Annotated in this window: 23 protein-coding genes, 3 tRNA genes and 1 pseudogene; 26 read left to right on the forward strand and 1 reads right to left on the reverse strand. The window is 53.0% G+C overall.

What is annotated here, in order from left to right; all coding sequences use genetic code 11:
• The first annotated feature begins 199 nt into the window (after positions 1 to 199).
• From AC0VXT_RS08730 to AC0VXT_RS08745, 4 genes are all read left to right on the forward strand, one after another.
• Positions 200 to 472 carry an HU family DNA-binding protein gene (locus tag AC0VXT_RS08730; protein WP_475548325.1) on the forward strand — a complete coding sequence of 91 codons (273 nt, stop codon included), beginning with the start codon at positions 200 to 202 and terminating at the stop codon, positions 470 to 472.
• A 109-nt stretch (positions 473 to 581) separates the two neighbouring features.
• Positions 582 to 658 (forward strand) — tRNA-Val (locus tag AC0VXT_RS08735).
• A gap of 263 nt (positions 659 to 921) precedes the next feature.
• Positions 922 to 998, forward strand: a tRNA-Val gene (locus AC0VXT_RS08740).
• A 399-nt stretch (positions 999 to 1,397) separates the two neighbouring features.
• Positions 1,398 to 2,078, forward strand: coding sequence for a hypothetical protein (locus tag AC0VXT_RS08745; RefSeq protein WP_475548326.1), 681 nt, complete (start codon positions 1,398 to 1,400; stop codon positions 2,076 to 2,078).
• 136 nt (positions 2,079 to 2,214) lie between these two features.
• On the opposite strand, the gene fliG is transcribed toward AC0VXT_RS08745, so the two are convergent.
• A complete protein-coding gene (fliG, locus tag AC0VXT_RS08750; protein WP_022732401.1) occupies positions 2,215 to 3,234 on the reverse strand; it encodes a flagellar motor switch protein FliG in 1,020 nt (339 codons plus the stop codon).
• A gap of 312 nt (positions 3,235 to 3,546) precedes the next feature.
• Between fliG and AC0VXT_RS08755 the strand changes: the two genes are divergently transcribed.
• From AC0VXT_RS08755 to proS, 22 genes and pseudogenes are all read left to right on the forward strand, one after another.
• Positions 3,547 to 3,623 (forward strand) — tRNA-Asp (locus AC0VXT_RS08755).
• A 286-nt stretch (positions 3,624 to 3,909) separates the two neighbouring features.
• Positions 3,910 to 4,275, forward strand: coding sequence for an NADH-quinone oxidoreductase subunit A (locus AC0VXT_RS08760; protein ID WP_022732400.1), 366 nt, complete (start codon positions 3,910 to 3,912; stop codon positions 4,273 to 4,275).
• Positions 4,266 to 4,808 (forward strand): NuoB/complex I 20 kDa subunit family protein, encoded by a 543-nt coding sequence (locus AC0VXT_RS08765; protein WP_022732399.1) that lies wholly within the window; start codon positions 4,266 to 4,268, stop codon positions 4,806 to 4,808. Before AC0VXT_RS08760 ends, AC0VXT_RS08765 begins: the two co-directional genes overlap by 10 nt.
• Positions 4,809 to 4,827: 19 nt before the next feature.
• Complete coding sequence (locus AC0VXT_RS08770) at positions 4,828 to 5,457, forward strand: NADH-quinone oxidoreductase subunit C (RefSeq protein ID WP_022732398.1); 630 nt, start codon at positions 4,828 to 4,830, stop codon at positions 5,455 to 5,457.
• Positions 5,457 to 6,635: an NADH-quinone oxidoreductase subunit D gene (locus AC0VXT_RS08775; RefSeq protein ID WP_101300655.1), complete on the forward strand. Its 1,179-nt coding sequence runs from the start codon at positions 5,457 to 5,459 to the stop codon at positions 6,633 to 6,635. The genes AC0VXT_RS08770 and AC0VXT_RS08775 overlap by 1 nt, the downstream gene beginning before the upstream one ends.
• Entirely contained in the window at positions 6,632 to 7,294 is a 663-nt protein-coding gene (gene nuoE / locus AC0VXT_RS08780; protein ID WP_101300654.1) for an NADH-quinone oxidoreductase subunit NuoE, read from the forward strand. Before AC0VXT_RS08775 ends, nuoE begins: the two co-directional genes overlap by 4 nt.
• A gap of 1 nt (position 7,295) precedes the next feature.
• A complete protein-coding gene (gene nuoF / locus AC0VXT_RS08785) occupies positions 7,296 to 8,576 on the forward strand; it encodes an NADH-quinone oxidoreductase subunit NuoF (RefSeq protein ID WP_475548327.1) in 1,281 nt (426 codons plus the stop codon).
• 27 nt (positions 8,577 to 8,603) lie between these two features.
• Positions 8,604 to 10,664, forward strand: a complete 2,061-nt coding sequence (gene nuoG, locus AC0VXT_RS08790) for an NADH-quinone oxidoreductase subunit NuoG (protein WP_475548328.1) — start codon at positions 8,604 to 8,606, stop codon at positions 10,662 to 10,664.
• 87 nt (positions 10,665 to 10,751) lie between these two features.
• Positions 10,752 to 11,765 carry an NADH-quinone oxidoreductase subunit NuoH gene (gene nuoH / locus AC0VXT_RS08795; RefSeq protein ID WP_475548329.1) on the forward strand — a complete coding sequence of 338 codons (1,014 nt, stop codon included), beginning with the start codon at positions 10,752 to 10,754 and terminating at the stop codon, positions 11,763 to 11,765.
• 31 nt (positions 11,766 to 11,796) lie between these two features.
• The gene (nuoI, locus tag AC0VXT_RS08800) at positions 11,797 to 12,285 is read left to right on the forward strand and encodes an NADH-quinone oxidoreductase subunit NuoI (RefSeq protein WP_022732392.1); all 489 of its coding nucleotides are present in this window, start codon (positions 11,797 to 11,799) and stop codon (positions 12,283 to 12,285) included.
• An 83-nt stretch (positions 12,286 to 12,368) separates the two neighbouring features.
• Positions 12,369 to 12,977, forward strand: a complete 609-nt coding sequence (locus AC0VXT_RS08805) for an NADH-quinone oxidoreductase subunit J (RefSeq protein ID WP_022732391.1) — start codon at positions 12,369 to 12,371, stop codon at positions 12,975 to 12,977.
• Positions 12,977 to 13,285, forward strand: a complete 309-nt coding sequence (gene nuoK, locus AC0VXT_RS08810) for an NADH-quinone oxidoreductase subunit NuoK (RefSeq protein WP_022732390.1) — start codon at positions 12,977 to 12,979, stop codon at positions 13,283 to 13,285. The genes AC0VXT_RS08805 and nuoK overlap by 1 nt, the downstream gene beginning before the upstream one ends.
• A 7-nt stretch (positions 13,286 to 13,292) precedes the next feature.
• On the forward strand, positions 13,293 to 15,296 hold the full coding sequence (nuoL, locus tag AC0VXT_RS08815) for an NADH-quinone oxidoreductase subunit L (protein ID WP_475548330.1): 2,004 nt from the start codon (positions 13,293 to 13,295) through the stop codon (positions 15,294 to 15,296).
• Between the two features lie 6 nt (positions 15,297 to 15,302).
• Positions 15,303 to 16,820 carry an NADH-quinone oxidoreductase subunit M gene (locus AC0VXT_RS08820; RefSeq protein WP_475548331.1) on the forward strand — a complete coding sequence of 506 codons (1,518 nt, stop codon included), beginning with the start codon at positions 15,303 to 15,305 and terminating at the stop codon, positions 16,818 to 16,820.
• An 11-nt stretch (positions 16,821 to 16,831) separates the two neighbouring features.
• Positions 16,832 to 18,272, forward strand: a pseudogene (gene nuoN / locus AC0VXT_RS08825) (NADH-quinone oxidoreductase subunit NuoN).
• A gap of 2 nt (positions 18,273 to 18,274) precedes the next feature.
• Positions 18,275 to 19,033, forward strand: a complete 759-nt coding sequence (locus AC0VXT_RS08830) for a biotin--[acetyl-CoA-carboxylase] ligase (RefSeq protein WP_101300645.1) — start codon at positions 18,275 to 18,277, stop codon at positions 19,031 to 19,033.
• A gap of 42 nt (positions 19,034 to 19,075) precedes the next feature.
• On the forward strand, positions 19,076 to 19,870 hold the full coding sequence (locus tag AC0VXT_RS08835; RefSeq protein ID WP_101300643.1) for a type III pantothenate kinase: 795 nt from the start codon (positions 19,076 to 19,078) through the stop codon (positions 19,868 to 19,870).
• A 67-nt stretch (positions 19,871 to 19,937) separates the two neighbouring features.
• Positions 19,938 to 21,608 (forward strand): ribonuclease J, encoded by a 1,671-nt coding sequence (locus AC0VXT_RS08840; RefSeq protein WP_475548332.1) that lies wholly within the window; start codon positions 19,938 to 19,940, stop codon positions 21,606 to 21,608.
• A 118-nt stretch (positions 21,609 to 21,726) separates the two neighbouring features.
• Positions 21,727 to 22,131 carry a methylmalonyl-CoA epimerase gene (gene mce / locus AC0VXT_RS08845; protein WP_475548333.1) on the forward strand — a complete coding sequence of 135 codons (405 nt, stop codon included), beginning with the start codon at positions 21,727 to 21,729 and terminating at the stop codon, positions 22,129 to 22,131.
• Positions 22,132 to 22,215: 84 nt separating this feature from the next.
• Complete coding sequence (locus AC0VXT_RS08850; RefSeq protein WP_022732382.1) at positions 22,216 to 22,455, forward strand: DUF1467 family protein; 240 nt, start codon at positions 22,216 to 22,218, stop codon at positions 22,453 to 22,455.
• Between the two features lie 430 nt (positions 22,456 to 22,885).
• Positions 22,886 to 23,431, forward strand: a complete 546-nt coding sequence (locus AC0VXT_RS08855) for a hypothetical protein (protein ID WP_475548334.1) — start codon at positions 22,886 to 22,888, stop codon at positions 23,429 to 23,431.
• Between the two features lie 206 nt (positions 23,432 to 23,637).
• Entirely contained in the window at positions 23,638 to 24,963 is a 1,326-nt protein-coding gene (proS, locus tag AC0VXT_RS08860; protein ID WP_102782810.1) for a proline--tRNA ligase, read from the forward strand.
• The last annotated feature ends 100 nt before the right edge of the window (positions 24,964 to 25,063 follow it).

Below are 25,063 nucleotides of genomic sequence, written 5' to 3' on the forward strand. Positions count from 1 at the left end.
CTTTGGCCAAGAATCGACAAAGGTCTATGTCTGGAGGAGTGTAAAGTGCAAAAAATCGAAAAAAACGTCAGAAACCGCAGAAAACTGCGTCTCTCGCATTGACGAGATGTTTGCGACCTGCTTACACTGCCCATGCAACAGGTTTGGGGCAAACCAAATTTCCTCATAACTCCGAACGTCCAAACAAGGGGGCCAGGAAGTGAATAAAAACGATCTCGTTGGAAGTGTAGCTGCTAAAGCCGATCTTTCAAAAGCTGACGCCGCTAAGGCAGTTGATGCTGTTTTCAATTCCATCACCGATTCTTTGAAATCCGGCGACGAAGTTCGTCTGGTTGGTTTCGGTACCTTCGCTGTCGCTGCTCGCGCTGCTTCAAAAGGTCGCAACCCGCGCACCGGTGAAGAAATCGACATCCCGGCATCGAAACAGCCGAAATTCAAGGCTGGTAAAGGCCTTAAAGACGCCGTCAACTAAGTTTGGCGATGTTTTGAATAAAAATGCCGGTGACATTAGTCACCGGCATTGCTTTTTCTAAAATCCATGCTATGTTCCGCCCGCTTTCGCAAGATAGCGCGGAAACATCGGGTGATTAGCTCAGCTGGTTAGAGCATCTCGTTTACACCGAGAGGGTCGGGAGTTCGAATCTCTCATCACCCACCATGATTAAGGCACCCCTAAAGGGTGCCTTTTTTCTTTGTCTGTTTTTGATCGAATCACATCGCCATTAAATTCGTTTCGGGCTGTTTTGATATCGCGCCGTTTTCTGCTGTAAATCGCGTAAAACAGGGTGCCACGGTTGACCATGTGGCAATGTTAAATACCCTTGAAATAGAAGTTTCAATTTTCTGCAATGTATCGATTGCTTTTTGCAAAAAGCATGCTAAGTTCCGCCCCGCTTCCGCAGAATACAGCGCGGGAACATCGGGTGATTAGCTCAGCTGGTTAGAGCATCTCGTTTACACCGAGAGGGTCGGGAGTTCAAATCTCTCATCACCCACCACGATTAAGGCACCCCTAAAGGGTGCCTTTTTCTTTGCCTGTTTCACATTCCCGATAATTCCTGCATTTCCCCACATAACGCCAGTTTTCACAGTGCGTCCAAAACAGCCACGCTTTTGGTGCACCAAATCCTTTTTACGGGTCAAATGGCGTCAGGGCATCCTGCAGTGCGTCATCCATAAAATGTATGATCCATATGGATGCTGGGCCCACAGTGCCGCAGTGCGATGATATTTGCGGTGCAGGCGCACAAATCGCGCAAGGCCTGGCGAATCGGACCGCTGGTGTATCGAGGACCATTCATGGCGCGGACCGGTGTAAATGACTGTAAAAGTTGACGCTTGCTAGCCTGACAGGCAATCTTGATCTTGTGGCCACGAGAAATTGGAAAATAACCATAATGAACGACTGTCAATCCAAACTGATTTCAATGTGGCTCACGCCGTTTTGCAGGGATCTGTCGTCACTGGGCGGCAAAGTCGCTCTACGACGCCTCAGGAGCTTCCTGCTGGCGCTGTTGATGCCTGTGGTCCTTGTTGGCTGTTATCTCCCCGAAGCCTTCACCATTGATCTCAGTATGGAGCGCAACGGTGATTATCGGCTGAGCTACCGGGGCTTGCTTGTGCAGCCAACCATCACTGAAGGCCTTTTGGATGGCACTCTTGATGCTGATGCGGAAAAGGAAAAGGTCGCAGTTGTTTTGGCCGATCTTAAACGCGATTCCGGTGTGCGGCAGCTAACGTACAACGGGCGCGGGGTGTTCAACATTGATTATGAGCGCCGCAGCAATATCATGCGCGACAAAAGCTTTGTCTTTGTGCGCCGCAATTCTCGCATTCTCGAGATGTTCTTTTATACAAACTCCAATACCGTCGAAATTCGTGGTGGGTTCGTTCCTGATCGTTATGAGGAGCGCCTGACGGCATTGGGCTATCAAATGACCGGCAAGATTGAAGTTCGGACGTCTGCTGGTATCCGCAGCCATAACGCAGATGAGTTTACCAAGGTTGGTGGGCAGAACCGCCTGCGTTGGGAAATCAAGTCGATTACCGACCCGGTCCCGAACGTCATCATTGGATAATCAAAGCACATAATTAAAATGGCGGGCAGGGTTAGGCTGCGCGCAAAACAGCCTTCGCCGTTGTTGAGGGTGCATAAAAGAAAAAGGACAGCGCGAGGCTGTCCTTTGTAAAAGCGTTTTGACGTGGCCGCGGGGCTTAATAAACCATCTCGTCTTCGCCGCCGCCTTCGGAAATAACGATCTGGCCCTGTGCCGCCAGTTCCTTGGCCAGTTGCACAATCATCATTTGCGACTCTTCGACATCCGACAGGCGGACAGGCCCCTGTGCGTCCATGTCTTCGCGCATCATCTTGCCTGCACGTTCGGACATGTTCTTGAAGAACAGGTCGCGCATCTGATCGGTCGATCCTTTGAGGGCCAAGGCCAGTTTGTCTTTTTCCACCTGACGCAGCAGGGTCTGAACACCGTTGTTGTCCAGGCGTGCAAGGTCTTCGAAGGTGAACATGAGGGCTTTGATCTTTTCCGCAGAGTCACGGTTACGTTCCTCAAGTGCGGTAAGGAACCGGTCCTGACTCTGTCGATCAAGGCTGTTGAAGATATCGGCCATAAGTTCGTGGTTATCCCCGCGCGAACCGCGCGCAAGGTTGGACATGAACTCGGTGCGAAGCGTTTTTTCGATATTGTCGAGAACTTCTTTCTGCACGGCCTCCATGCGCAACATACGCATGATCACTTCCATTGAGAAGTTTTCCGGCAAAAGCGACAGCACGGCAGCAGAGTGGCCAGGTTTAAGCTTTGAGAGCACAACGCCGACTGTCTGCGGGTATTCGTTCTTAAGGTAGTTGGCCAGAACGGCTTCGTTAACGTTGTTGAGCTTGTCCCACATGGTACGACCCGCAGGGCCGCGGATCTCTTCCATGATGCCGTTAACACGGTCTTCGGACAGAACTTTCGAGAGCAGACGTTCGGTCGTATCAAACGAGCCGACAAGCGAGCCGGTTGAAGAAAGCTGATCTGCAAATTCGACAAACAGGCGTTCAACGATGTTGGACCCGATGGTGCCAAGGCTCGACATGGTTTGGGAAATCTCTTTGATTTCCTCATCATCCATCATGCTGAACATTTTGGTCGCGTGTTCTTCGCCAAGTGCGAGCATGAGAATCGCAGCTTTCTCAGGACCGGCCAGTGATCTGTATTCTTCTTTAACGCGCCCCACGAGTGGTCTTCTCCGTCCTAATGACTCTGTTCGAAATCAGTTGTGGGATGTTCGAACTTGCCCCTATCGCACCGTAAGATAGGAGAAATTTGTCAACAATTCTATAAAAGCTGACGCCCCAATGCAAAACCCCAAACGAATTGAGGGCGTAAAATGTGCAGAAAGGGTTAATTCAGTACAAAAGGAGGCGAAATTGTCATTCACAGGGTGATGTTGGCGCGGCTAAATGTCGAAAGGGTTGAAAACATTGCTAGCTGCTTGACTTGGTTTTGGGGGTGGTCTAACAAAGGCGCGCCGAATGATGGTCATTTTGCGGGCGTAGCTCAGTTGGTTAGAGCGCCGGCCTGTCACGCCGGAGGTCGCGAGTTCAAGTCTCGTCGCTCGCGCCATGACCCTTCATCTGTTGCCTTTTATCGGGCGTTTCGTCTTTTCCGCGATCGCCTTTTCATGTGTTGCTAACGTTGCTTCGCACGATTGGGTCTTGATCATATCGATGTGCGGCCCGATATCGGACGATAGTAAACGGTACGAAAAGATTAGAAAGTTTCTGGACTTAAGACGGGTCAAACTGTTCGAATGTCTGGAACTTGTGCGGTGCATACGCTATGGTGCGCCGATATTGGCCAGGTGGGGACCTGGTCGGGTCAAAAGGCCTGTTCTTGAGAGGTCAGAGAGATGCAAGAGCTTCTTTCGGAATATCTTCCGATCCTGGTGTTTATCGGGATCGCCGTCGGTCTTTCGGCGGTAATCATCATCGCGTCGCTGGTTCTTGCCAAACAGGCACCGGATGTCGAAAAATTGTCCGCATATGAGTGCGGTTTTGCGCCGTTCGAAGATGCGCGCATCAAGTTTGACGTGCGGTTCTATCTGGTTGCAATCTTGTTCATTATTTTCGACCTTGAAGTCGCGTTCCTGTTCCCGTGGGCTGTTACCCTCGGTGATATCGGCACATTCGGCTTCGTTTCGATGGTGATCTTCCTGGCCGTTCTGACGGTCGGATTTATCTACGAATGGAAGAAGGGAGCTTTGGAATGGGAGTGAGCACCAATACAGGCGCATCCCTGGCACCCGGCACGGATCAGGATACCCTGCTTAAGGGCGTGTTTGACGAGATGAATGACAAGGGCTTTGTCCTTGCCAATCTTGACAAGCTCGCAAGCTGGGCAAGCACTGGTTCGATGTGGCCAATGACCTTTGGTCTGGCATGCTGTGCTGTTGAGATGATGCATTCGGCTGCGTCGCGTTATGACCTTGACCGGTATGGTCTTGTCTTCCGCCCAAGCCCGCGTCAATCAGACGTCATGATCGTTGCTGGTACACTGACCAACAAAATGGCCCCGGCACTGCGTAAGGTCTATGACCAGATGGCAGAGCCGCGCTGGGTTATTTCGATGGGGTCGTGCGCCAATGGCGGCGGTTACTATCACTATTCCTATTCGGTGGTGCGCGGTTGTGATCGTGTTGTTCCGGTTGACGTATATGTTCCGGGGTGCCCGCCGACAGCCGAAGCGCTGATTTACGGCGTGATGCAGTTGCAAAAGAAAATCCGCCGAACTGGTGTTTTGACACGCTGATCCGTAATAGGGGGCTTGCATGAGCGAACTGCTCAGCGATAACAGCGCCGCATTGAAAGATCTTAAAGATCTTGTGGTGTCCCAGCTTGCAAACGAAATTCTCGAAACCGAGATTCGTTACGGCGAGTTGACCGTCATTGCCAAGCGCGATGACATTCTAAAAGTTCTGACCTTCCTTCGGGATGATACCGGCTGCTTATTCAAGCAGCTTATCGACGTTTGTGGTGCAGATTACCCGGAACGCGCCGAGCGTTTCGATGTCGTCTATCATATGCTGTCGCTTAAGCATAACCTGCGCATCCGCGTTAAGGTACGGACTGACGAAGAAAGCCCGGTACCAAGCTGTGTCTCGCTTTTCAGCGCCGCCGACTGGTTCGAGCGCGAAACCTGGGACATGTACGGTATCTTCTTTGCCGGTCATCCCGATCCCCGTCGTCTCCTGACCGATTACGGTTTTGAAGGTCATCCGCTGCGTAAGGATTTCCCGCTGACCGGCTATGTCGAAGTTCGTTATGACGATGAGCAGAAGCGCGTCGTCTATGAGCCGGTCAAACTGGTTCAGGATTTCCGCAATTTCGATTTCGAAAGCCCATGGGAAGGCATCCAGAATGTTCTCCCGGGCGATGAAAAGGCGGAGGGCAAGGCCTGATGTCCGAACAAAAAATCAAAAATATGACCATGAACTTCGGTCCGCAGCACCCTGCTGCTCACGGGGTTCTGCGTCTGGTCCTGGAAATGGACGGCGAGGTCATTGAACGTGCAGATGCCCATATTGGCCTTTTGCACCGTGGCACGGAAAAGCTGATCGAATATAAAACCTATATTCAGGCAACGCCGTATTTTGATCGTCTTGACTATGTCGCACCGATGAACCAGGAACATGCGTATTGCCTGGCCATCGAAAAGCTGATGGGCGTCGAAGTTCCCAAACGTGCTCAGTATATCCGTGTTCTTTACGCCGAAATCGGCCGTATCCTGAACCATATCCTGAATATGACGGCATTTGCGCTCGACGTTGGTGCGATGACGCCGCTTCTCTGGGGCTTTGAAGAACGTGAAAAGCTCATGGAATTCTATGAGCGCGCCTGTGGTGCCCGTCTTCACGCCAACTATTTCCGTCCGGGCGGTGTTGCTGCCGACCTTCCGGCTGGCTTGCTTGAAGACATCGATGCCTGGGCTGATCAGTTTGACATCTTCCTGAACGATTTTGATCGCGTTCTTACCGGCAACCGTATCTTTAAACAGCGTACGGTTGATATCGGAACCGTGACCGCCGAAGAGGCGCTTGATTGGGGCTTTACCGGCCCGAATATTCGCGCATCCGGTCTGGCATGGGATCTTCGCAAGTCGCAGCCTTATGACTCATACGAAGATTTCGATTTTGACATTCCGGTCGGCAAGAACGGTGACTGCTATGACCGTTTCCTCGTGCGTTTCGAAGAAATGTGGCAGTCTCTGAAAATCATCAAGCAGGCCGTCAAGAATATGCCTGATGGTCCTGTTATTGTTCAGAATAACAAAGTGGCACCGCCGTCGCGCGCGCAGATGAAGCGTTCGATGGAAGCTCTTATCCATCACTTCAAACTCTTCACCGAAGGGTTCCACGTTCCGGCTGGCGAATGCTATGCCGCGGTCGAGGCACCTAAAGGCGAGTTTGGTGTGTATCTTGTTTCGGATGGCTCGAACCGTCCGTATCGTTGCAAAATCCGCGCCCCGGGGTTCCCGCACCTTCAAGGCATCGACTTCATGTCAAAAGGCCACATGCTGGCCGACGTCGTTGCAAATATCGGGTCGCTAGATATCGTGTTCGGTGAGATTGACCGATGAGCCATTTGAGAAGACCAGCTCCGAAAGAGCTTCAGCCTGTCAGCTTCGCCTTTACGCCAGAAAATCTGGATAAAGCGAAAAAGATCATCGCCAAGTATCCGGAAGGCCGCCAGCAAAGTGCTGTCATGCCGTTGCTTGATCTGGCACAGCGTCAGACCGAAGGCAATTGGGTTCCGACAGTCGCAATGGATTACCTTGCCGACATGCTCGAAATGCCTGCCATTCGTGTCTATGAGGTTGCGACCTTCTATACGATGTATAACCTTGCCCCCGTGGGTAAGAATTTCATCCAGGTCTGCACCACAACGCCGTGCTGGCTTCGCGGTTCTGCCGACGTTGTCGATACCTGTAAAAAGGAACTCGGCATTGGTGTTGGCGAAACGACGCAAGACGGTCAGTTCACCATGATCGAAGTTGAGTGCCTTGGCGCGTGTGTTAACGCACCGATGATGCAGATTAACGACGATTATTACGAAGACCTGACCGCAGATACGACCAAGGCCATCCTTGATGCCCTCAAAAAGGGTGAAAAGCCAAAAGTCGGTCCGCAAAGTGGCCGTAAAGGTTGCGAGCCGATTGATGGTCCGAAGGTTCTGAAAGCATTCTGTGGTTGCGGTGCTGCACCGCAGGACGCCGATGCAAGCAAAGGGGACGCCTGATATGCTGCAGGATAAGGATCGTATCTTTACCAATCTTTATGGTTTTCAGGACTTTGGCCTTAAGGGCGCGCAGTCACGTGGGAACTGGGATGGTACAAAGGGTTTGATCGAAAAAGGTCGCGACTGGATCATCGATGAAATGAAATCATCGGGGATGCGTGGTCGTGGCGGTGCCGGTTTCCCGACCGGCCTTAAATGGTCGTTCATGCCCAAAGAATCTGATGGTCGTCCAAGCTACCTCGTGGTTAATGCCGATGAGGGCGAGCCGGGCACCTGTAAAGACCGCGAGATCATGCGCAATGATCCGCATACTCTGATCGAAGGGTGCCTTCTGGCCAGCTTTGCGATGAATGCGCATGCGGCCTATATCTACATTCGTGGTGAGTTTTATCACGAGGCATCCAACCTGCAGCTGGCCATTGATCAGGCATATGAAGCCGGTCTTGTTGGGAAAAATGCGTGTGGGTCGGGTTGGGACTTTGATATTTACCTGCATCTAGGTGCCGGTGCTTACATCTGCGGCGAAGAAACCGCATTGATCGAAAGCCTCGAAGGTAAAAAAGGTCAGCCGCGCCTAAAACCACCGTTCCCGGCGAACTCGGGCCTTTATGGTTGCCCGACCACGGTGAACAACGTTGAATCCATTGCTGCGGTTCCGACCATTTTGCGTCGGGGCGGTTCGTGGTTCTCAAGCTTCGGCCGCGAGAACAATCACGGTACCAAGCTTTTTGCCATTTCCGGCCACGTCGAAAAGCCGTGCACCGTCGAAGAGGCCATGAGCATTCCGTTGCGTGAACTGATCGAAAAGCATTGCGGCGGTGTTCGCGGCGGCTGGGATAACCTTCTGGCGGTTATTCCGGGGGGCTCGTCTGTTCCGCTGATGCCTAAAGACGTGTGTGACGACGTGCTGATGGACTTTGATGGCCTGCGTGAAGTGGGCTCGGGTCTGGGGACGGCGGCTGTGATTGTCATGGATAAGTTGACTGACATTGTCTATGCCATCGCGCGTCTGTCGGAATTCTACAAACATGAAAGCTGTGGCCAGTGCACGCCGTGCCGTGAAGGTACCGGTTGGATGATGCGCATGATGACGCGCATGGTTCGCGGCGAAGCCACGCTTGATGAAATTGATCTGTTGTGGGATGTGACCAAACAGGTCGAAGGCCATACCATTTGTGCGCTTGGCGATGCTGCTGCATGGCCAATTCAGGGCCTTATCCGTCATTTCCGTCCCGAAATGGAACGTCGGATTAAGGAATATCGCGCGCGGATCGCGGCCTGAGAAGGACCTGTTGAGAGGGATTGAGACATGCCGAAACTAACAGTTGACGGTATAGAAGTTGAAGTAGAAGCCGGGGCGACAGTCCTTCAGGCCTGTGAAGAGGCCGGTAAGGAAATCCCGCGTTTCTGCTATCACGAACGCCTGTCAATCGCTGGCAACTGCCGTATGTGCCTGGTTGAAATGGAACGCGCGCCCAAACCGGTCGCATCCTGTGCCATGCCTGCGGCAGATGGAATGGTGATTAAAACCGATTCTGATCTGGTTAAAAAAGCGCGTAATGGCGTGATGGAATTCTTGCTGATTAACCATCCGCTTGATTGCCCGATTTGTGACCAGGGTGGTGAATGTGACCTTCAGGATCAGGCCATGGCCTATGGTTTTGACTCTTCACGTTATGCCGAGAAAAAGCGTGCCGTGAAGGACAAGGAACTGGGCCCGATCGTTAAAACGATCATGACCCGTTGCATTCACTGTACCCGTTGTGTGCGCTTCTCCGAGGAAGTCGCCGGTGTTGGCACCATGGGTGCTGTTTACCGCGGCGAAGACACCGAAGTCGGACCTTACATCGAAGCATCGATCAACTCCGAACTTTCGGGCAACCTGATTGACCTTTGCCCGGTTGGTGCCTTGACCTCGAAACCCTATGCGTTCACCGCCCGTCCTTGGGAGTTGAAGAAAACCGACAGCATCGACGTTATGGATGCGGTTGGCTCGAACATTCGCATTGATGCGCGCAGCTCCGAAGTTATGCGTGTTCTGCCGCGCATCAACGAAGACGTGAACGAAGAATGGATTTCGGACAAAACCCGTTACGCCATTGATGGCCTGAAACGTCAGCGTCTTGACCGTCCTTATGTCCGTGTTGATGGCAAACTCGTTCCGGCAAGCTGGGACGAAGCCTTTGCCGCGATCAAAGCCAAGGTTTCCGGTCTGGATGGCAAAAAGATTGCCGCCATTGCCGGGGATACGGTCGATTGTGAATCGATGACGGCGCTTAAAGATCTGATGGGCAGCCTTGGTTCTGCGAACATTGATTGTCGTCAGGACGGATCAAAAGTTGGCGGTCCGCGCAGCTCTTATATCTTTAACACGACCATTGCGGGCATCGAAGAGGCAGACGCCTGCCTGATCGTTGGCGCAAATGTGCGCGCCGAAGCACCAATCATTAATTCCCGCCTGCGTAAGCGCTGGCGTGCGACCAACGGTGATTTCCGCGTTGGTATCATCGGCGAGAAGTGGGACCCGACCTACAAGAACGATTATCTTGGTGCCGGTCCGGAAACCCTTGCCGAAATTCTTGATGGCAAGAACGACTTCGCCAAGGTTCTTAATGCCGCCGATAAACCGATGATCATCGTCGGCATGGGCGCGCTGAACCGTGAAGATGGCGATGCTGTTCTGGCCGCAACCCGCGCAATTGCCGAGAAATTCGGCATGGTTGCCGGTGAGTGGAACGGCTTTAACGTTCTCCATACCGCAGCATCGCGTGTCGGTGGTCTTGATCTGGGCTTTGTCCCGGGTGAGGGCGGTCTGGCAACCAACGACATCCTTGATGGTGCTGCAAAAGGCGCTGTTGAAGTTGTTTATCTGTTGGGTGCCGACGAAGTTGACATGAGCAAACTGGAAAAGGCATTTGTCATTTACCAGGGTGCGATGGGGGATGCCGGGGCACAGGCAGCGGACGTAATTTTGCCCGGTGCTGCCTATACCGAAAAGAACGGAACTTACGTCAACACCGAAGGCCGCGCCCAGCAGGGCTGGCGCGCAGTCTTCCCGCGTGGTGATGCACGTGAGGATTGGGCGATTGTTCGGGCACTTTCGGGTGCCCTGGACAAAACCCTGCCGTACAACAATATCGATGCCGTTCGCGCGCGCATGGTGGAACTCAGCCCGACCTTCGCGTCACTGAACGTTCCGACCAAGGCCGAATGGACCGATTTCGGTAAAGCAGGTGAGATGAAGTCAGATGGCTTTATGTCCCCGGTTCGCAATTTCTATATGACCGACCCGATCAGCCGTGCATCGGTGACGATGGCCAAATGTACTGAGGCCTTTGTCAAAGATGCGGCTACCGAGAAGGTTGCCTGAGTAAGGGGGGCGGCGATCTGATCGTCGCCTATTCCGCAAGGGGGTGTCCCAATTCAGGGACGAAACGCAAAAGATACGGTTTGACCGATGGAACTTCTTTGGGACGGATATATTGAACCACTTGTCTGGATCGTCGCCAAGATTTTGGCGATTGTGGTCCCGCTGCTGGTTGCTGTCGCCTATCTGACCTACGCTGAGCGTAAGGTTATCGGTGCTATTCAGCTCCGTAAGGGCCCGAACGTTGTGGGGCCGTTTGGCCTTTTGCAACCGCTTGCCGATGGTCTGAAGCTGTTTCTGAAAGAAACAATCATTCCGACAAGTGCAAATAAGGGCGTGTTCATCATCGCCCCGATGCTGACCTTCATTCTGGCCATCATTGCCTGGGCGGTTATTCCGTTCGACGAGGGCATGGTTCTGGCAGATTTGAACGTTGGTATTCTGTACCTGTTCGCGATTTCTTCGCTGGGTGTCTATGGCATCGTGATGGCGGGTTGGGCTTCAAACTCGAAATACGCATTCCTCGGCGCACTGCGTTCTGGCGCTCAGATGGTCTCGTACGAGATTTCGATTGGCCTGATCATCATCTCGGTTCTGCTAACAACCGGCTCGCTGAACCTGAGCGACATCGTACGCGGCCAGATTGGCGGCGTATGGGAGTGGAACTTTATCTATCACTTCCCGATGTTCATCGTCTTCATCGTGTCCATTCTGGCAGAAACCAACCGCGCACCGTTTGACCTTCCCGAAGCGGAAGCAGAACTGGTTTCAGGCTATAACGTCGATTATTCGGCAATGACCTTTGCGCTGTTCTTCCTGGGTGAATACGCCAACATGATCCTGATGAGCGGCCTGTGTGCTCTTCTGTTCCTGGGGGGCTGGACCGCACCGTTGCCGTTCCTTGACTTCATCCCGGGCGCGATCTGGTTCATTCTGAAGATCTGTTTCGTTCTGTTCATCTTCCTTTGGGTCCGTGCAACATTCCCGCGTTACCGTTATGACCAGCTGATGCGTCTGGGTTGGAAAATCTTCCTGCCGCTGTCGTTTGCCTGGGTCATGCTCGTTGCTACGTTCCTGGTAGTTTTTGACAAGGTCCCGGCCTGATCGCCGCGCATCGGAAAGAGAGAGGTAAACGATGTCATTTATTGATCGGACGGCCCGGAGCTTCCTGCTCGCGGAACTCGTATCGGGTATGGCGCTCACCTTGAAATATATGTTCAAGCCAAAAGTGACGCTGAACTACCCGTATGAGAAAGGCCCGCTGAGCCCGCGTTTCCGTGGTGAACATGCCCTGCGCCGCTACCCGAACGGCGAAGAGCGCTGCATTGCATGTAAACTGTGTGAAGCGATTTGCCCGGCACAGGCCATTACCATTGAGGTAGAACCGCGTGACGATGGTTCACGTCGTACAACCCGCTACGACATTGATATGACGAAATGCATTTATTGCGGTTTCTGCGAAGAAGCCTGCCCGGTGGATGCCATCGTCGAAGGTCCGAACTTTGAGTTCGCAACCGAAAACCGCGAGGAGCTTCTTTATGACAAAGACAAGCTTCTCGAAAACGGCGAGCGCTGGGAAGCCGAGCTTGCTGCACGATTGGAGGCAGACGCACCTTATCGGTAAGTGTCGCGTCTGATCGTTATAAAGAGAGTTCATGGATCGTTGTTTGCCAATGGGGCGGCAACGATTCGCCAAGGGGGTACCTTATGGTCGTACAGGCTTTGGCTTTTTACCTGTTTGCTACCATCGCGGTTCTGTCCGCGACAGCGGTTGTGACCGTTCGCAACCCGGTGCATTCGGTACTGTTGCTGATCTTGACATTCTTTAACGCAGCCGGGCTTTTCGTCCTGCTGGGTGCTGAGTTTCTCGCCATGTTGCTCGTCGTCGTCTATGTCGGCGCGGTCGCGGTTCTGTTCCTGTTCGTCGTGATGATGCTGGACATCAACTTTGTTGAAATGCGCCAGGGTTTCCTGAACTACCTGCCGATCGGGGTTCTGATCGCGGTTGTTCTGTTCGTCGAACTGGCGTTTGTCGGTGCCGGATGGACGCTGACCGACGAGGCGGTTGCGGTTCTGGCCCAGCCAACGCCCGCAGGGGTCGGAAATGTCGAGGCACTTGGTCGTTTGATCTATACCGATTACGCATACATCTTCCAGTCGGCAGGACTGGTTCTGCTTGTTGCGATGATTGGCGCAATTGTTTTGACGCTGCGTCACCGTGAAGGTGTCCGCCGTCAGAAAATCTCCGAGCAGGTCAAGCGTACCCGCGCTGATACGCTTGAAATCAAAAAAGTTCCGGTCGGAAGGGGGATCTGATGGAAATCGGTCTTGCACATTATCTGACCGTCGCGGCGATCCTTTTCACACTCGGGATCTTCGGCATCTTTATGAACCGTAAGAACGTCATCATCATCATGATGTCGATCGAACTGATGCTGTTGGCGGTCAATATCAACTTTGTGGCGTTCTCGTCGTTCCTTGGCGACCTCGTCGGTCAGGTTTTCACCATCTTCGTTCTGACGGTTGCGGCGGCCGAAGCTGCAATTGGTCTGGCGATCCTGGTCGTCTACTTCCGTAACCGCGGCACCATCGCGGTTGAAGATATCAACATGATGAAGGGGTAAGGCAGATATGTATCCGTTGATTGTATTCCTGCCCCTGATCGCGGCAGCCATTGCCGGGACCATCACGCTGGTCGGCGCCATGTCGACCGCGAAAGATGCCCCGCATGACGCGCACGGTCATCACCACCATGGTGTTTCCTCCGCCGACCGCGTGGCACAGCTTGTCACCGTTTGCGGCGTGGTAATTTCCTTTATCATTTCGATCTTTGCCTTTGTCGATGTTGCCCTTGGCGGCAACCCGGTGACGATTGAACTGTTTACCTGGATTACCTCGGGCAACTTTGATGTTTCATGGGCGCTGCGTATTGATACGCTGACCTGTGTGATGCTGATTGTTGTGACCGGCGTTTCCTCGATGGTTCACATCTATTCCATCGGCTATATGTCGCATGACCCGGACAAGCCGCGCTTCATGGCGTATCTCAGCTTGTTCACCTTTGCGATGTTGATGCTGATTACCGCCGACAACCTGATCCAGCTGTTCTTTGGCTGGGAAGGGGTGGGGCTTGCATCCTATCTTCTGATCGGTTTCTGGTATTCAAAACCGTCGGCATCGGCCGCTGCGATCAAGGCATTCCTTGTTAACCGCGTTGGTGACTTTGGCTTTGCCCTTGGTATCTTTGCGGTCTATGTGCTGTTTGATAGCGTTCAGTTCGATGTGATCTTTGGCAATGCCGAAGAAGTCGCCGGTGCGACGCTGATGTTCCTTGGCCATGAATTCTCGGCTTTGGAAATTACCTGCTTCCTGCTGTTTATCGGGGCGATGGGTAAATCGGCACAGCTTGGTCTTCACACATGGCTGCCTGACGCAATGGAAGGCCCAACCCCGGTTTCCGCCCTTATTCACGCGGCAACCATGGTGACGGCCGGTGTGTTCATGGTCGCGCGTCTGTCGCCGATCTTTGAATATGCGGAAACCACCTTGATGATCGTTACCATCGTTGGTGCGTCAACCGCGTTCTTTGCGGCGACCATCGGCTGTGTTCAGAACGACATCAAACGCGTCATTGCCTATTCGACCTGTTCGCAGCTCGGCTATATGTTCTTTGCCTGCGGTGTGTCGGCTTATTCTGCGGGTGTGTTCCACCTGATGACACATGGTTTCTTTAAGGCGCTTCTGTTCCTTGGGGCCGGTTCGGTCATTCATGCGATGTCTGATGAACAGGACATGCGCAAAATGGGTGGCATCTGGAAAATGGTTCCGCTTACCTTTGGCGTGATGATGATCGGTACGCTGGCCATCACCGGTGTTCCGGGGCTTGCGGGCTTCTATTCCAAGGATCTGGTCATCGAAAGTGCCTATGCTGCCCATACCAATGTTGGTCTTTATGCCTTCTGGGCCGGGATCCTTGCGGCCCTTATGACCTCGTTCTATAGCTGGCGTTTGATCTTCATGACCTTCTTTGGTGCTCCGCGCGCTGATGAACGGACCATGGCACATGTGCATGAAAGCCCGGCTGTCATGACAGCACCGCTTCTGTTCCTGGCTGTCGGCGCGATCTTTGCCGGTTGGTTTGCCAAGGACTGGTTCGGTGGTGGCAACTACGAAGAAATGCTGAACTTCTGGAACGGTGCGATCTTCATGGCCGAGGGCCACACAGCCCTTGAAAGTGCACACCATGTTCCGGGCTGGGTTAAACTGGCACCGTTTGTTGCGATGATTACCGGCTTTGCCATTGCGGTTGTGATGTACAAGCTTGTTCCGTCGTTGCCACGCACCCTTGCGAACACCTTCAACGGTTTGTATCGCTTCGTGCTGAACAAATGGTATTTCGACGAACTCTACGACAAGATTTTCGTAAAACCGGCCTTTGCACTTGGCTATGGCTTATGGAAATCGGGTGATGGTGCGATCATTGATGGTTGTGGCCCTGATGGGGTTGCTGCTGCCTGCCGTAACATCGCACGTCGCGTCAGCGCCATTCAGAGTGGTTTTGTCTATCACTATGCATTTGCAATGCTGATTGGCATTGCTGCGCTGGTCTCCTACACAATTTGGAAGATGGGTTAACGGGCGATGAGTGATTGGCCAATTCTTTCGATCGTCACCTTCTTGCCGTTGCTGGGCGCAGTTCTGCTGCTGTTCATCAATGGTGAAGAGGCGAATGTCGCCCGCAATTCCCGCGGAGTTGCGCTTTGGACGTCGGTGTTCACCTTCCTTGTATCTTTGATGCTGTGGGTGAACTTCGATAAAACAACTGCTGACTTCCAGTTCGTCGAACAGGCGGACTGGATGCCGGGCCTGAACATTTCCTATCACATGGGCGTGGACGGTATTTCCGTTCTGTTCGTCCTGCTTGCGACCTTCCTGACCCCGATTTGTATTCTGTCGGCATGGGAAGCAATCCAAAAGCGCGTGAAGGAATACATGATCGCCTTCCTCGTTCTTGAAACGATGATGATCGGCATGTTCAGTTCGCTTGACGGTTTGCTGTTCTATCTGTTCTTCGAAGGCGTCCTGATCCCGATGTTTATCATCATCGGCGTCTGGGGCGGTCAGCGCCGCGTTTACGCTGCATTCAAGCTGTTCCTTTATACGCTTCTCGGCTCGGTCCTGATGCTGGTTGCGCTGCTCGCGATGTATTTCGAAGCAGGCACCACCGACATTCCGACGCTGATGGCATACGGGTTCGACTATAATATGCAGTTGTGGCTGTGGCTGGCGTTCTTTGCATCCTTCGCGGTGAAAGTTCCGATGTGGCCGGTTCATACCTGGCTGCCGGACGCCCACGTCGAAGCACCAACAGCTGGTTCGGTTATTCTGGCTGGTGTGCTTTTGAAAATGGGCGGCTATGGTTTCCTTCGGTTCTCGTTGCCGATGATGCCACTGGCGTCTGAAACCTTTGCACCGCTGATCTTCACACTGTCGATTGTTGCAATCATCTATACGTCTCTGGTGGCCCTTGCCCAGCAGGACATGAAAAAGCTGATTGCCTATTCGTCGGTTGCCCATATGGGGATTGTGACGATCGGTGCCTTCACCTTTAATCAGCACGGTATCGAAGGTTCGATCTTCCAGATGCTTAGCCACGGTGTGGTATCGGGCGCGTTGTTCCTGTGTGTTGGCGTTGTCTATGACCGCATCCACACCCGCGAAATCGACGCCTATGGCGGTCTGGTTCATCGCATGCCAAGCTATGCCTTGATCTTCATGTTCTTTACCATGGCATCTGTTGGTCTTCCGGGAACGGGCGGTTTCGTTGGTGAAATCCTGACGTTGCTCGGTGCGTTCGAAGCCAATACCTGGGTCGCGTTCTTTGCTGCAACCGGTCTGATCCTTGGTGCGGCCTATGCGCTTTATCTCTATCGCCGGATTATCTTTGGGGCCCTGACAAACGATAACCTCAAATCGATCCTCGATCTGAGCCCGCGTGAATGGCTGCTGTTTGCACCGCTTGTGATCGTTGTTGTCTGGATGGGGGTCTATCCGGTCTCCTTCCTCGACATCATGCATGTCTCGGTTGAGAACCTCGTCAACCAGGTCGAAACGGCCCAAGCTGCCGCGGCAAGTGCCGCCCAGCTGGCTGTGAATTGAGGGGAATGATCATGGGAGTTTCTATGCTCAACCTCGGGGCCGCACTGCCCGAAATCTTTATGGCAGTCTCTGCCTTGGCTCTGTTGATGCTTGGGGTTTTCGCCGGCAAGGACAAAGCGTTCCGTACCGTGTCCTGGCTGGCCGTTGCCGCCCAGATCATCACCGTCATCCTTGTGGTGACGGGCGAGGGCGGTCCTGCCTTCTTTGGCCAGTTCACGGCAGACGCCTTTGCACAGTTCTGCAAAGTCATGATCCTGATCGGCTCAAGTGTCGGCATCATCATGTCGATGAAGTTTGCCGAACGTGAAAACATGGCACGTTTCGAGTTTCCGATCCTGATCACCCTTGCCACGGTTGGCATGATGGCGATGGTTTCGGCATCCGACATGATGTCGCTGTATCTTGGTCTGGAACTGCAGTCGCTGGCACTTTACGTGGTTGCTGCGATCCGCCGTGACACGATCCGGTTCGACAGAATCGGGCTTGAAATACTTTATCCTTGGCTCGATTGCCTCGGGCATGCTGCTGTATGGCATGTCGATGGTCTATGGCTTTACCGGGACCACCAATTTCGCAGTTCTTGCCGATACCCTTACGGGCGGTGATCTGCCGGTTGGGGCAATGGTTGGTCTGGCATTCATGTTTGCCGGTCTGTGCTTTAAGATTTCCGCAGTACCGTTCCACATGTGGACGCCCGACGTTTATGAAGGTGCACCGACCCCGGTAACGGCATTCTTTGCGGTCGCGCCAAAGATCGCGGGTCTTGCACTGTTTGTCCGTGTTGCGATTGGACCGTTTGGCAGCGTTGTTGCAGACTGGCAGCAGATCATCGTTCTGATCTCGATCCTGTCGATGCTGGTTGGTTCGTTTGCCGCCTTGCGTCAGGAAAACATCAAACGTCTGATGGCCTATTCGTCCATCGGTCACGTTGGGTTTGCGCTTGTCGGTCTGGCCGCAGGCACCGAGGAAGGTGTGACCGGCGTTCTGGTTTATCTCGGTATTTACCTTGTGATGAACCTTGGCACGTTTGCCGTGATCCTCTGCATGCGTCGTAATGACCGGATGAATGAGGAAATCACCGATCTTGCCGGTCTGGCCAAAACCAAACCGCTGATGGCGGCGATTACCGCAATCTTGATGTTCTCGATGGCGGGTATCCCGCCGCTCGCCGGGTTCTTTGGCAAGTTCTATGTCTTTAAGGCCGCCGTTGATGCCGGTCTTGTGACGTTGGCTGTCATTGGTCTGGTGACCTCGGTTGTCAGTGCGTACTACTATCTGCGCATCATCAAGGTCATGTATTTCGACGAGCCGGTCGAAGGGTTTGATCGCAATGGCACAGAAATGAACGTTATCATGGCGGTTGCCACGATCGCCATTCTGGCCTTTGTCTTCTTCCCTAACCCGTTGATGGATAGCGCAGCTATTGCTGCCGCCTCACTGTTCGGCCAGTAAGTATGAAGTCGAACACGATCCGTCTTCCAGAAGGTTTCTACCTTCACCAACTGGACTCGGTCGATAACACAAATGAAGAGGCCAAACGCCTCGCAGACAAGGGCGCCCAGAGTGGCGCCCTTGTTTTAGCCAAAACACAAACGTCCGGTCGCGGTCGCCGCGGACGGGCGTGGTCGTCCCCGGTGGGCAACCTGTATTCGTCGTTGTTGCTGCGTCCGACCTGTTCACTTGCCGAGGCCGCACGCCTGACGTTTCTGATTGCCGTTGCCATGGCCGAGGCGATTGAAACGGTCACGGGGATGCAGGTCCGACCCGACTGCAAATGGCCCAACGATCTGATGGTCAATGGGCGCAAGATTTGCGGTATTCTTCTTGAAAGTGCATCCAATCACCTGTCGTCAACCGACTATCTGGTCATTGGGACAGGGGTGAATGTGGCGTTTTATCCCGACGATTCCGAACGTCCGGCAACCTCGCTTGCATCCCTTGGCGCACCGGTTTCGGTTCATGAACTTGTTTCTGTCTATGTCGAACGTATTGCATACTGGTTGCCGATCTGGGAACAGCAGGGCTTTACGCCGATCCGCGAAGCGTGGCTGACACGGGGATATGGCATTGGCGAGCCGGTGGTTGCCCGATTGACGGAACGTGAGTTGCAGGGAACTTTCGTCGGACTTGATGATGATGGTTCCCTTATCTTAAGAGAAGGCAGCGGGTTTGAGCATCGAATTGGTGCTGGCGAAGTTTTCTTCAGGGGCTAAATTGAATAATATCTTGCTGCGAAGTGGAGGCGTGTAAGCTTCATGTTGCTTGCGATTGATGCCGGGAACACAAATATCGTTTTTGCTGTCTTTGATGGGGATACCATCAAGGGGCAATGGCGTTGCTCGACCACAACCGAACGTACTGCCGATGAATTGGGCGTTTGGTTGCATCATCTGTTCACGCTTTCAGACGTGCCGGTTGATGCGATTTCCGGGGCGATTATCGCAACGGTGGTACCGGCCGCGGAATTTAGCTTAAAGACCCTGTGTCGTCGGTATTTCAATGTCGATCCAATGGTGGTTGGTGATCCGGATGTTAAACTGGACATGAACATCATCATGGACCGGCCAAGCGAGGTTGGGGCAGACCGTCTTGTCAATGCGGTTGCCGCCCATAAGCTTTTTGGTGGTCCGCTTGTGGTTCTCGATTTCGGAACTGCGACCACCTTTGACGTTGTTGATCACAACGGCGACTACCTTGGCGGCGTGATTGCGCCCGGCGTCAATCTGTCGATCAAGGCATTGCATATGGCAGCCGCCCAGTTGCCGATGGTCGCAATCGAGGCGCCGCGCAATGTTGTTGGTAAAAACACCGTTGAAGCCATGCAGTCTGGCGTGTATTGGGGCTATGTTTCGATGATCGAAGGGTTGCTCGCGCGTATTCGCCAACAGCAGGGCCTTGAAACCATCAAGGTGGTTGCAACCGGTGGGCTTGCGCCACTGTTTACCAAGGCTGTAGACGAAATTGAACATTTGCATGGCGATTTGACCATGCTTGGCCTGTTGATGATTTACCGTCGCAACAGCCAGGAAAAAGATACTCAGGCCCAATAAGGGTTTGCACCGGGCAGGGGCATAAGCCCCGCCTGATCAGAATGCCGAATGTAAAGGAAGACCGTCCGTGGATTTGTATTTGCCAAAAGACGAAGTGCTGTTTGTGCCGCTAGGCGGTTCTGGCGAGATCGGCATGAACATGAACCTTTACGGGTATGATGATCAGTGGTTGATGGTCGATATGGGGGTTTCCTTTGGCGAGGAAGGCCTGCCAGGTGTCGATGTCGTCATGCCCGACCCAACCTTTATCGAGGAGCGTAAGGACAAGCTTCTTGGGCTGGTTCTGACCCACGCACACGAAGATCACCTTGGGGCCATTCCGTATTTGTGGAAACGCCTTAAGTGCCCGATCTATGCGACGCCCTTTGCCGCAGCTTTCCTTAAAGCCAAGCTCTCGGAAACCGATTTTGCCGACGAAGTTCCGATCCATGTGATCGAACTGGGCGGTCGGTTTACCTTGGGGTGCTTTGACATCGAATTTGTCACCATGACACATTCGATCCTTGAGCCCAATGCCTTGGCCATTCGCACGCCCAAGGGGTTGATCGTTCATACCGGCGACTGGAAATTTGACCCTGATCCGCAGATTGGCGAAGCATCCGATGTCAAAAAGCTTGAAGAGCTTGGCGACGAGGGTGTTATGGCGCTGGTCTGTGACTTAACCAATGTCTTTTCCGAAGGCCAAGCTGGCTCCGAAGGCGATGTTGCCAAGAATTTGTCGAAACTGTTTGCCGAACATCCGCAAGGACGTATCGCGATTGCGTGTTTTGCGACCAATGTTGCGCGTCTGCAGTCTGTGATCGAAGCGGCCCACGAAAACAACCGGTGTGTTGGTTTGGTCGGCCGCTCGCTGTATCGTGTGACTGAGGCGGCCCGCGAAGTCGGCTATCTGACATCCTATCCGAACCTTTTGACCGATCAGGACGCGATGGAAGTGCCCAAGGATCAGGTGCTGTTTCTCTGCACCGGGTCACAGGGCGAACCGCGTGCTGCACTTTCGCGCATTGCCAAGGGCGATCACCCGATGGTCGAACTCGATCCGGGCGATACGGTGGTGTTCTCTGCGCGTGAGATTCCCGGTAATGAAAAATCCATCGGCTATATCCAGAACCTTTTGATCCGTCGTGGCATTAAGGTCATTACCGCACGCGATGAACCGATCCACGTATCGGGGCATCCGGGCCGTCAGGACTTGGCACGGATGTATCAATTGACCCGTCCAAAAATCCTGATCCCTGTGCACGGTGAAACTCGCCATTTGTGCGAACAGGCCGCCCTTGGGGCAGAATGCCAGATCCCTGAACAGGTGATCCCCCATGATGGGACGGTCATCCGTCTATCGCCAGGCAATTCACAGGTCATTGGTGTGGCCGAAGCTGGCATTCTTGCACTTGATGGCGGTCGTTTGCTCAAACGTGATGCAAACACCATCCGTAACCGCAATCGTATCGTCTGGAATGGCGTGATGTTTGTCACCGTGGTGCTCAATCAGTTTGGCGAAATGGTCAAGGACCCGATGATTTCCGCACCTAGCCTGTTTGATGAGGCAGATGACGATGTCCGTCTTGATCATTTTGCTGCTGAGATCGGCAATCGGGTAGATCGGCTGGGTGATGAGGAAGTCCTTGATGATTCTTCTGTGATCCTGGCGATCCGCCAAGCCTTACGCCGTCCTGTGCGTCAGCGTCTTGGCAAGCGTCCGCTGATCGAAGTCCATCTGGTCCGCGTTAAGGAATAGAAAGGGGCTTTGAAATCCCGTTTGGTGGCCATATTCGACCAAATGGGCAATTGTCACGGGTGCTAACGCTAACCTAGATTAGAAGCGATCGGGCAGATCACTTTGCAGGAGTAAGAATATGATCGGACGGCTGAACCATGTCGCCATCGCAGTCCCCGACCTTGAGGCAAGCATTGCGCAATATCGCGATGTGCTGGGGGTTAAGGTCTCCGAACCGCAAGATGAACCGGATCACGGGGTAACGGTCGTTTTTGTTGAACTGCCCAACACCAAGATTGAATTGTTGTATCCGCTGGGGGAAAATTCCCCGATAAAGGGGTTCCTTGAAAAGAACACCTCTGGTGGTATTCATCATGTCTGTTACGAGGTCGATGATATTCTGGTCGCGCGTGATAAGCTTAAAGCGACTGGCGCGCGCGTACTTGGCGACGGGGATCCGAAAATCGGGGCGCATGGCAAACCGGTTCTTTTCCTGCATCCCAAGGACTTCAACGGCACACTGGTTGAACTCGAACAGGTTTAGCTGATTGTGGGGCTCCCGATTAACCGCCCCGCAATCTGATCAAGTGATCGACACACGCTTCACCATCAACAAAAAGAGCATTTCATGAACTGGTTTTCCGGAACTCTGGTCTATATCGTCATCTGGTGGCTGGTTCTGTTTATGGTGTTGCCCTTTGGCGTCAAACGCACCGAAAATGTCGAAGCCGGTCATGACAGTGGCGCACCGCAGCAAGCTCATATGTGGAAAAAGGTTCTGGCCACCAGTGCCATTTCAGGCATTTTATGGGTGGTGGCATGGTTCGTGATCACCAGCGGTATGATTGAAGTCCGTCCGCCACAATAAGCGTTTTGATCCTTTGCCAAAACAGAAAACCCCGCACATATGTTGCGGGGTTTTGTCGTTTGGGGCTGCACAAAAATGGTCGAGAAGGCGATAAACCAAAAAAAAGCAAGATCCAAAGGATCTTGCTAAGATACTATTTTTATAGCTGTTTTTCCCGTAATCTTCTTATGCTTCCTCCTAAGACCTGGGCATCTAGCACAGGTTTTAATTCGACGTCGCGCCTGCTTCTTGTATGCTTATTGGCAACAAAGCCTCCCGCAATTTTATGAGCGGCTGCGATACGCCTACCGCAACGATCTTGCGCCGTTAGCGGAGGACTAAAAAGCCACATGTTTCCGTTTTATGCAAGATGTTTTGACGAATATTCACAAATGATTCGATGCTGCATTGCACACAGATAGGGTGAAACTCAAAGATGAATGGTAACTCATTGTCTAAACCTATTAAACGCCATGTTTCTGGTCTTAACATCAGACTATTAAAGGCCTTGGCATCGGTTGCACTGATTTCTGTTTTGCCCTCTACAGGGTGGGCGCAAGCCGATTCTCCTTTCCCGTCATCGCAGCAAGATGGCGTTGGCGCGGGCAATGATGCCGCAGCACTGCCGCAGGGCGAAGACGCCAAGCCAACCATCACGGTAACGCGTTCGGCCTGTAAGCAATTGGTCAAACATGTGCCCGACGACGATGTTGCCTATCAGTCCGGTGTGGATGTGCGGGGCAAAAAGGTTGCACCGGCTGATCTTAACGGTGGCAGCAACATTCTGAACTCCTTGCCAAAGGAAATTGAGTTTCCGGTGACGGTTGATTTCTTCGAATATTCCGGGATTTCCGTCCCTGATGGCGTCAGTGGCGAGCAAAGCATCGGCAAGATTTCCTATCGTAACGGTCGGGTTTATTTTAACGATCAACCGCTGGGCGACGATGGTGCAAGTGCCGAATTGATCGAAGCCTGTCGTCAGGCGGGGTTCAGATAACGTCGCCCGGTGGGCGTTATGGGGGCAATCTGTACACACAGATGCAGGCCTTCGCGGACAATCGTAGTTTTGCCATCATTGGAAACTAACCAGACTGCGATCAGATAACATAAGTTCCAGCTTGCGTTTCGCGCGATGCTGTCGCATTTTCCGGGCAAGGTAATTCATAAACCCAACAATTCAGATTTGTTCATCACGAGGCATTGATGCGTCTTTCCCAGTTCTTTCTGCCGACCCTGAAGGAAACCCCGTCAGAAGCCCAGATTGCTTCTCACCGTTTGATGCTGCGCGCTGGTATGGTCCGCCAGCTCACGGCGGGTATCTATTCCTGGCTGCCGCTTGGCCACCGTGTTCTCAAGAAAATCGAACAGATCGTTCGTGAAGAACAGGACAAGATCGGCTTTAACGAACTGCTGATGCCAACCATTCAGCCCGCCGAGCTCTGGCAGGAAAGTGGTCGTTACGATGATTACGGTCTGGAGATGCTGCGCATTACCGACCGTCATGATCGTAAAATGCTGTTTGGGCCGACCAACGAAGAAGCCATCACCGATATCTTCCGCAATGATGTGCGTTCTTATAAGCAGCTGCCGCAGATGCTCTATCATATTCAGTGGAAATTCCGTGACGAGATCCGCCCGCGCTTTGGCGTGATGCGGGGCCGCGAATTCCTGATGAAGGATGCCTACTCGTTCGACATCGACTATGAAAGCGCGCGTCACACCTATAACAAGATTTTCCTGGCCTATTGCCGGACCTTTACCCGTTTGGGTGTGAAGGCGATCCCGATGGTGGCTGATACCGGCCCGATTGGTGGTGATTTGAGCCACGAATTCATCATTCTTGCCGAAACCGGTGAAAGTGAAGTTTTCTGCGATCAGAAATGGCTGGAAAAAGATCTGAGCGGGCAGGGTGTTGACCTCAATGACCGTACCGGCCTTGAAAGCTGGGTGCAGACGACACTTAAAGATTACGCTGCGACCGAGGACATGCATGATCCAGAACAGGATGCGGTTAAGTCACTGGGTGATGATCTGGTGACGACGCGCGGGATCGAAGTTGGTCACATCTTCCATTTCGGTGCGAAATATTCCGAACCGATGGGCGCAACTGTTCTTGGCCCGGATGGCAAGGATACGCCGGTTCAGATGGGCTCTTACGGGATTGGCGTTTCGCGTCTTGTTGGTGCGCTTATCGAAGCATCCCATGACGAAAACGGTATCATCTGGCCCGACGCAGTTGCCCCGTACAAGGTTGGCCTGATTAATCTGCGTACTGGTGATGATGCTTGTGACGCGGCCTGCGAAGACGCCTATGCCAAGCTCACAAATGCTGGCATCGAGGTTCTTTATGATGACCGTGACATGCGTGCCGGTGGTAAATTTGCCGATATGGACCTGATTGGTCTGCCGTGGCAGATCGTCATTGGTCCGAAGGGACTTAAAAACGGTGTGGTTGAGCTTAAAAACCGCAGAAGCGGTGAGAAAACCGAAGTTACCTTCGATGCCGCTCTGAACCAGCTTAGCGCCTGATCAAATATTAAAACACGGGGCAGCAATCGCTGCCCCGTTGTGATTTCCGGCTTCGTTTGATGTTTACGCATGCGGGGCCATTTCCTGACCAGCTTCCACA

This window comes from Thalassospira sp. Z349TD_5, assembly GCF_056173045.1.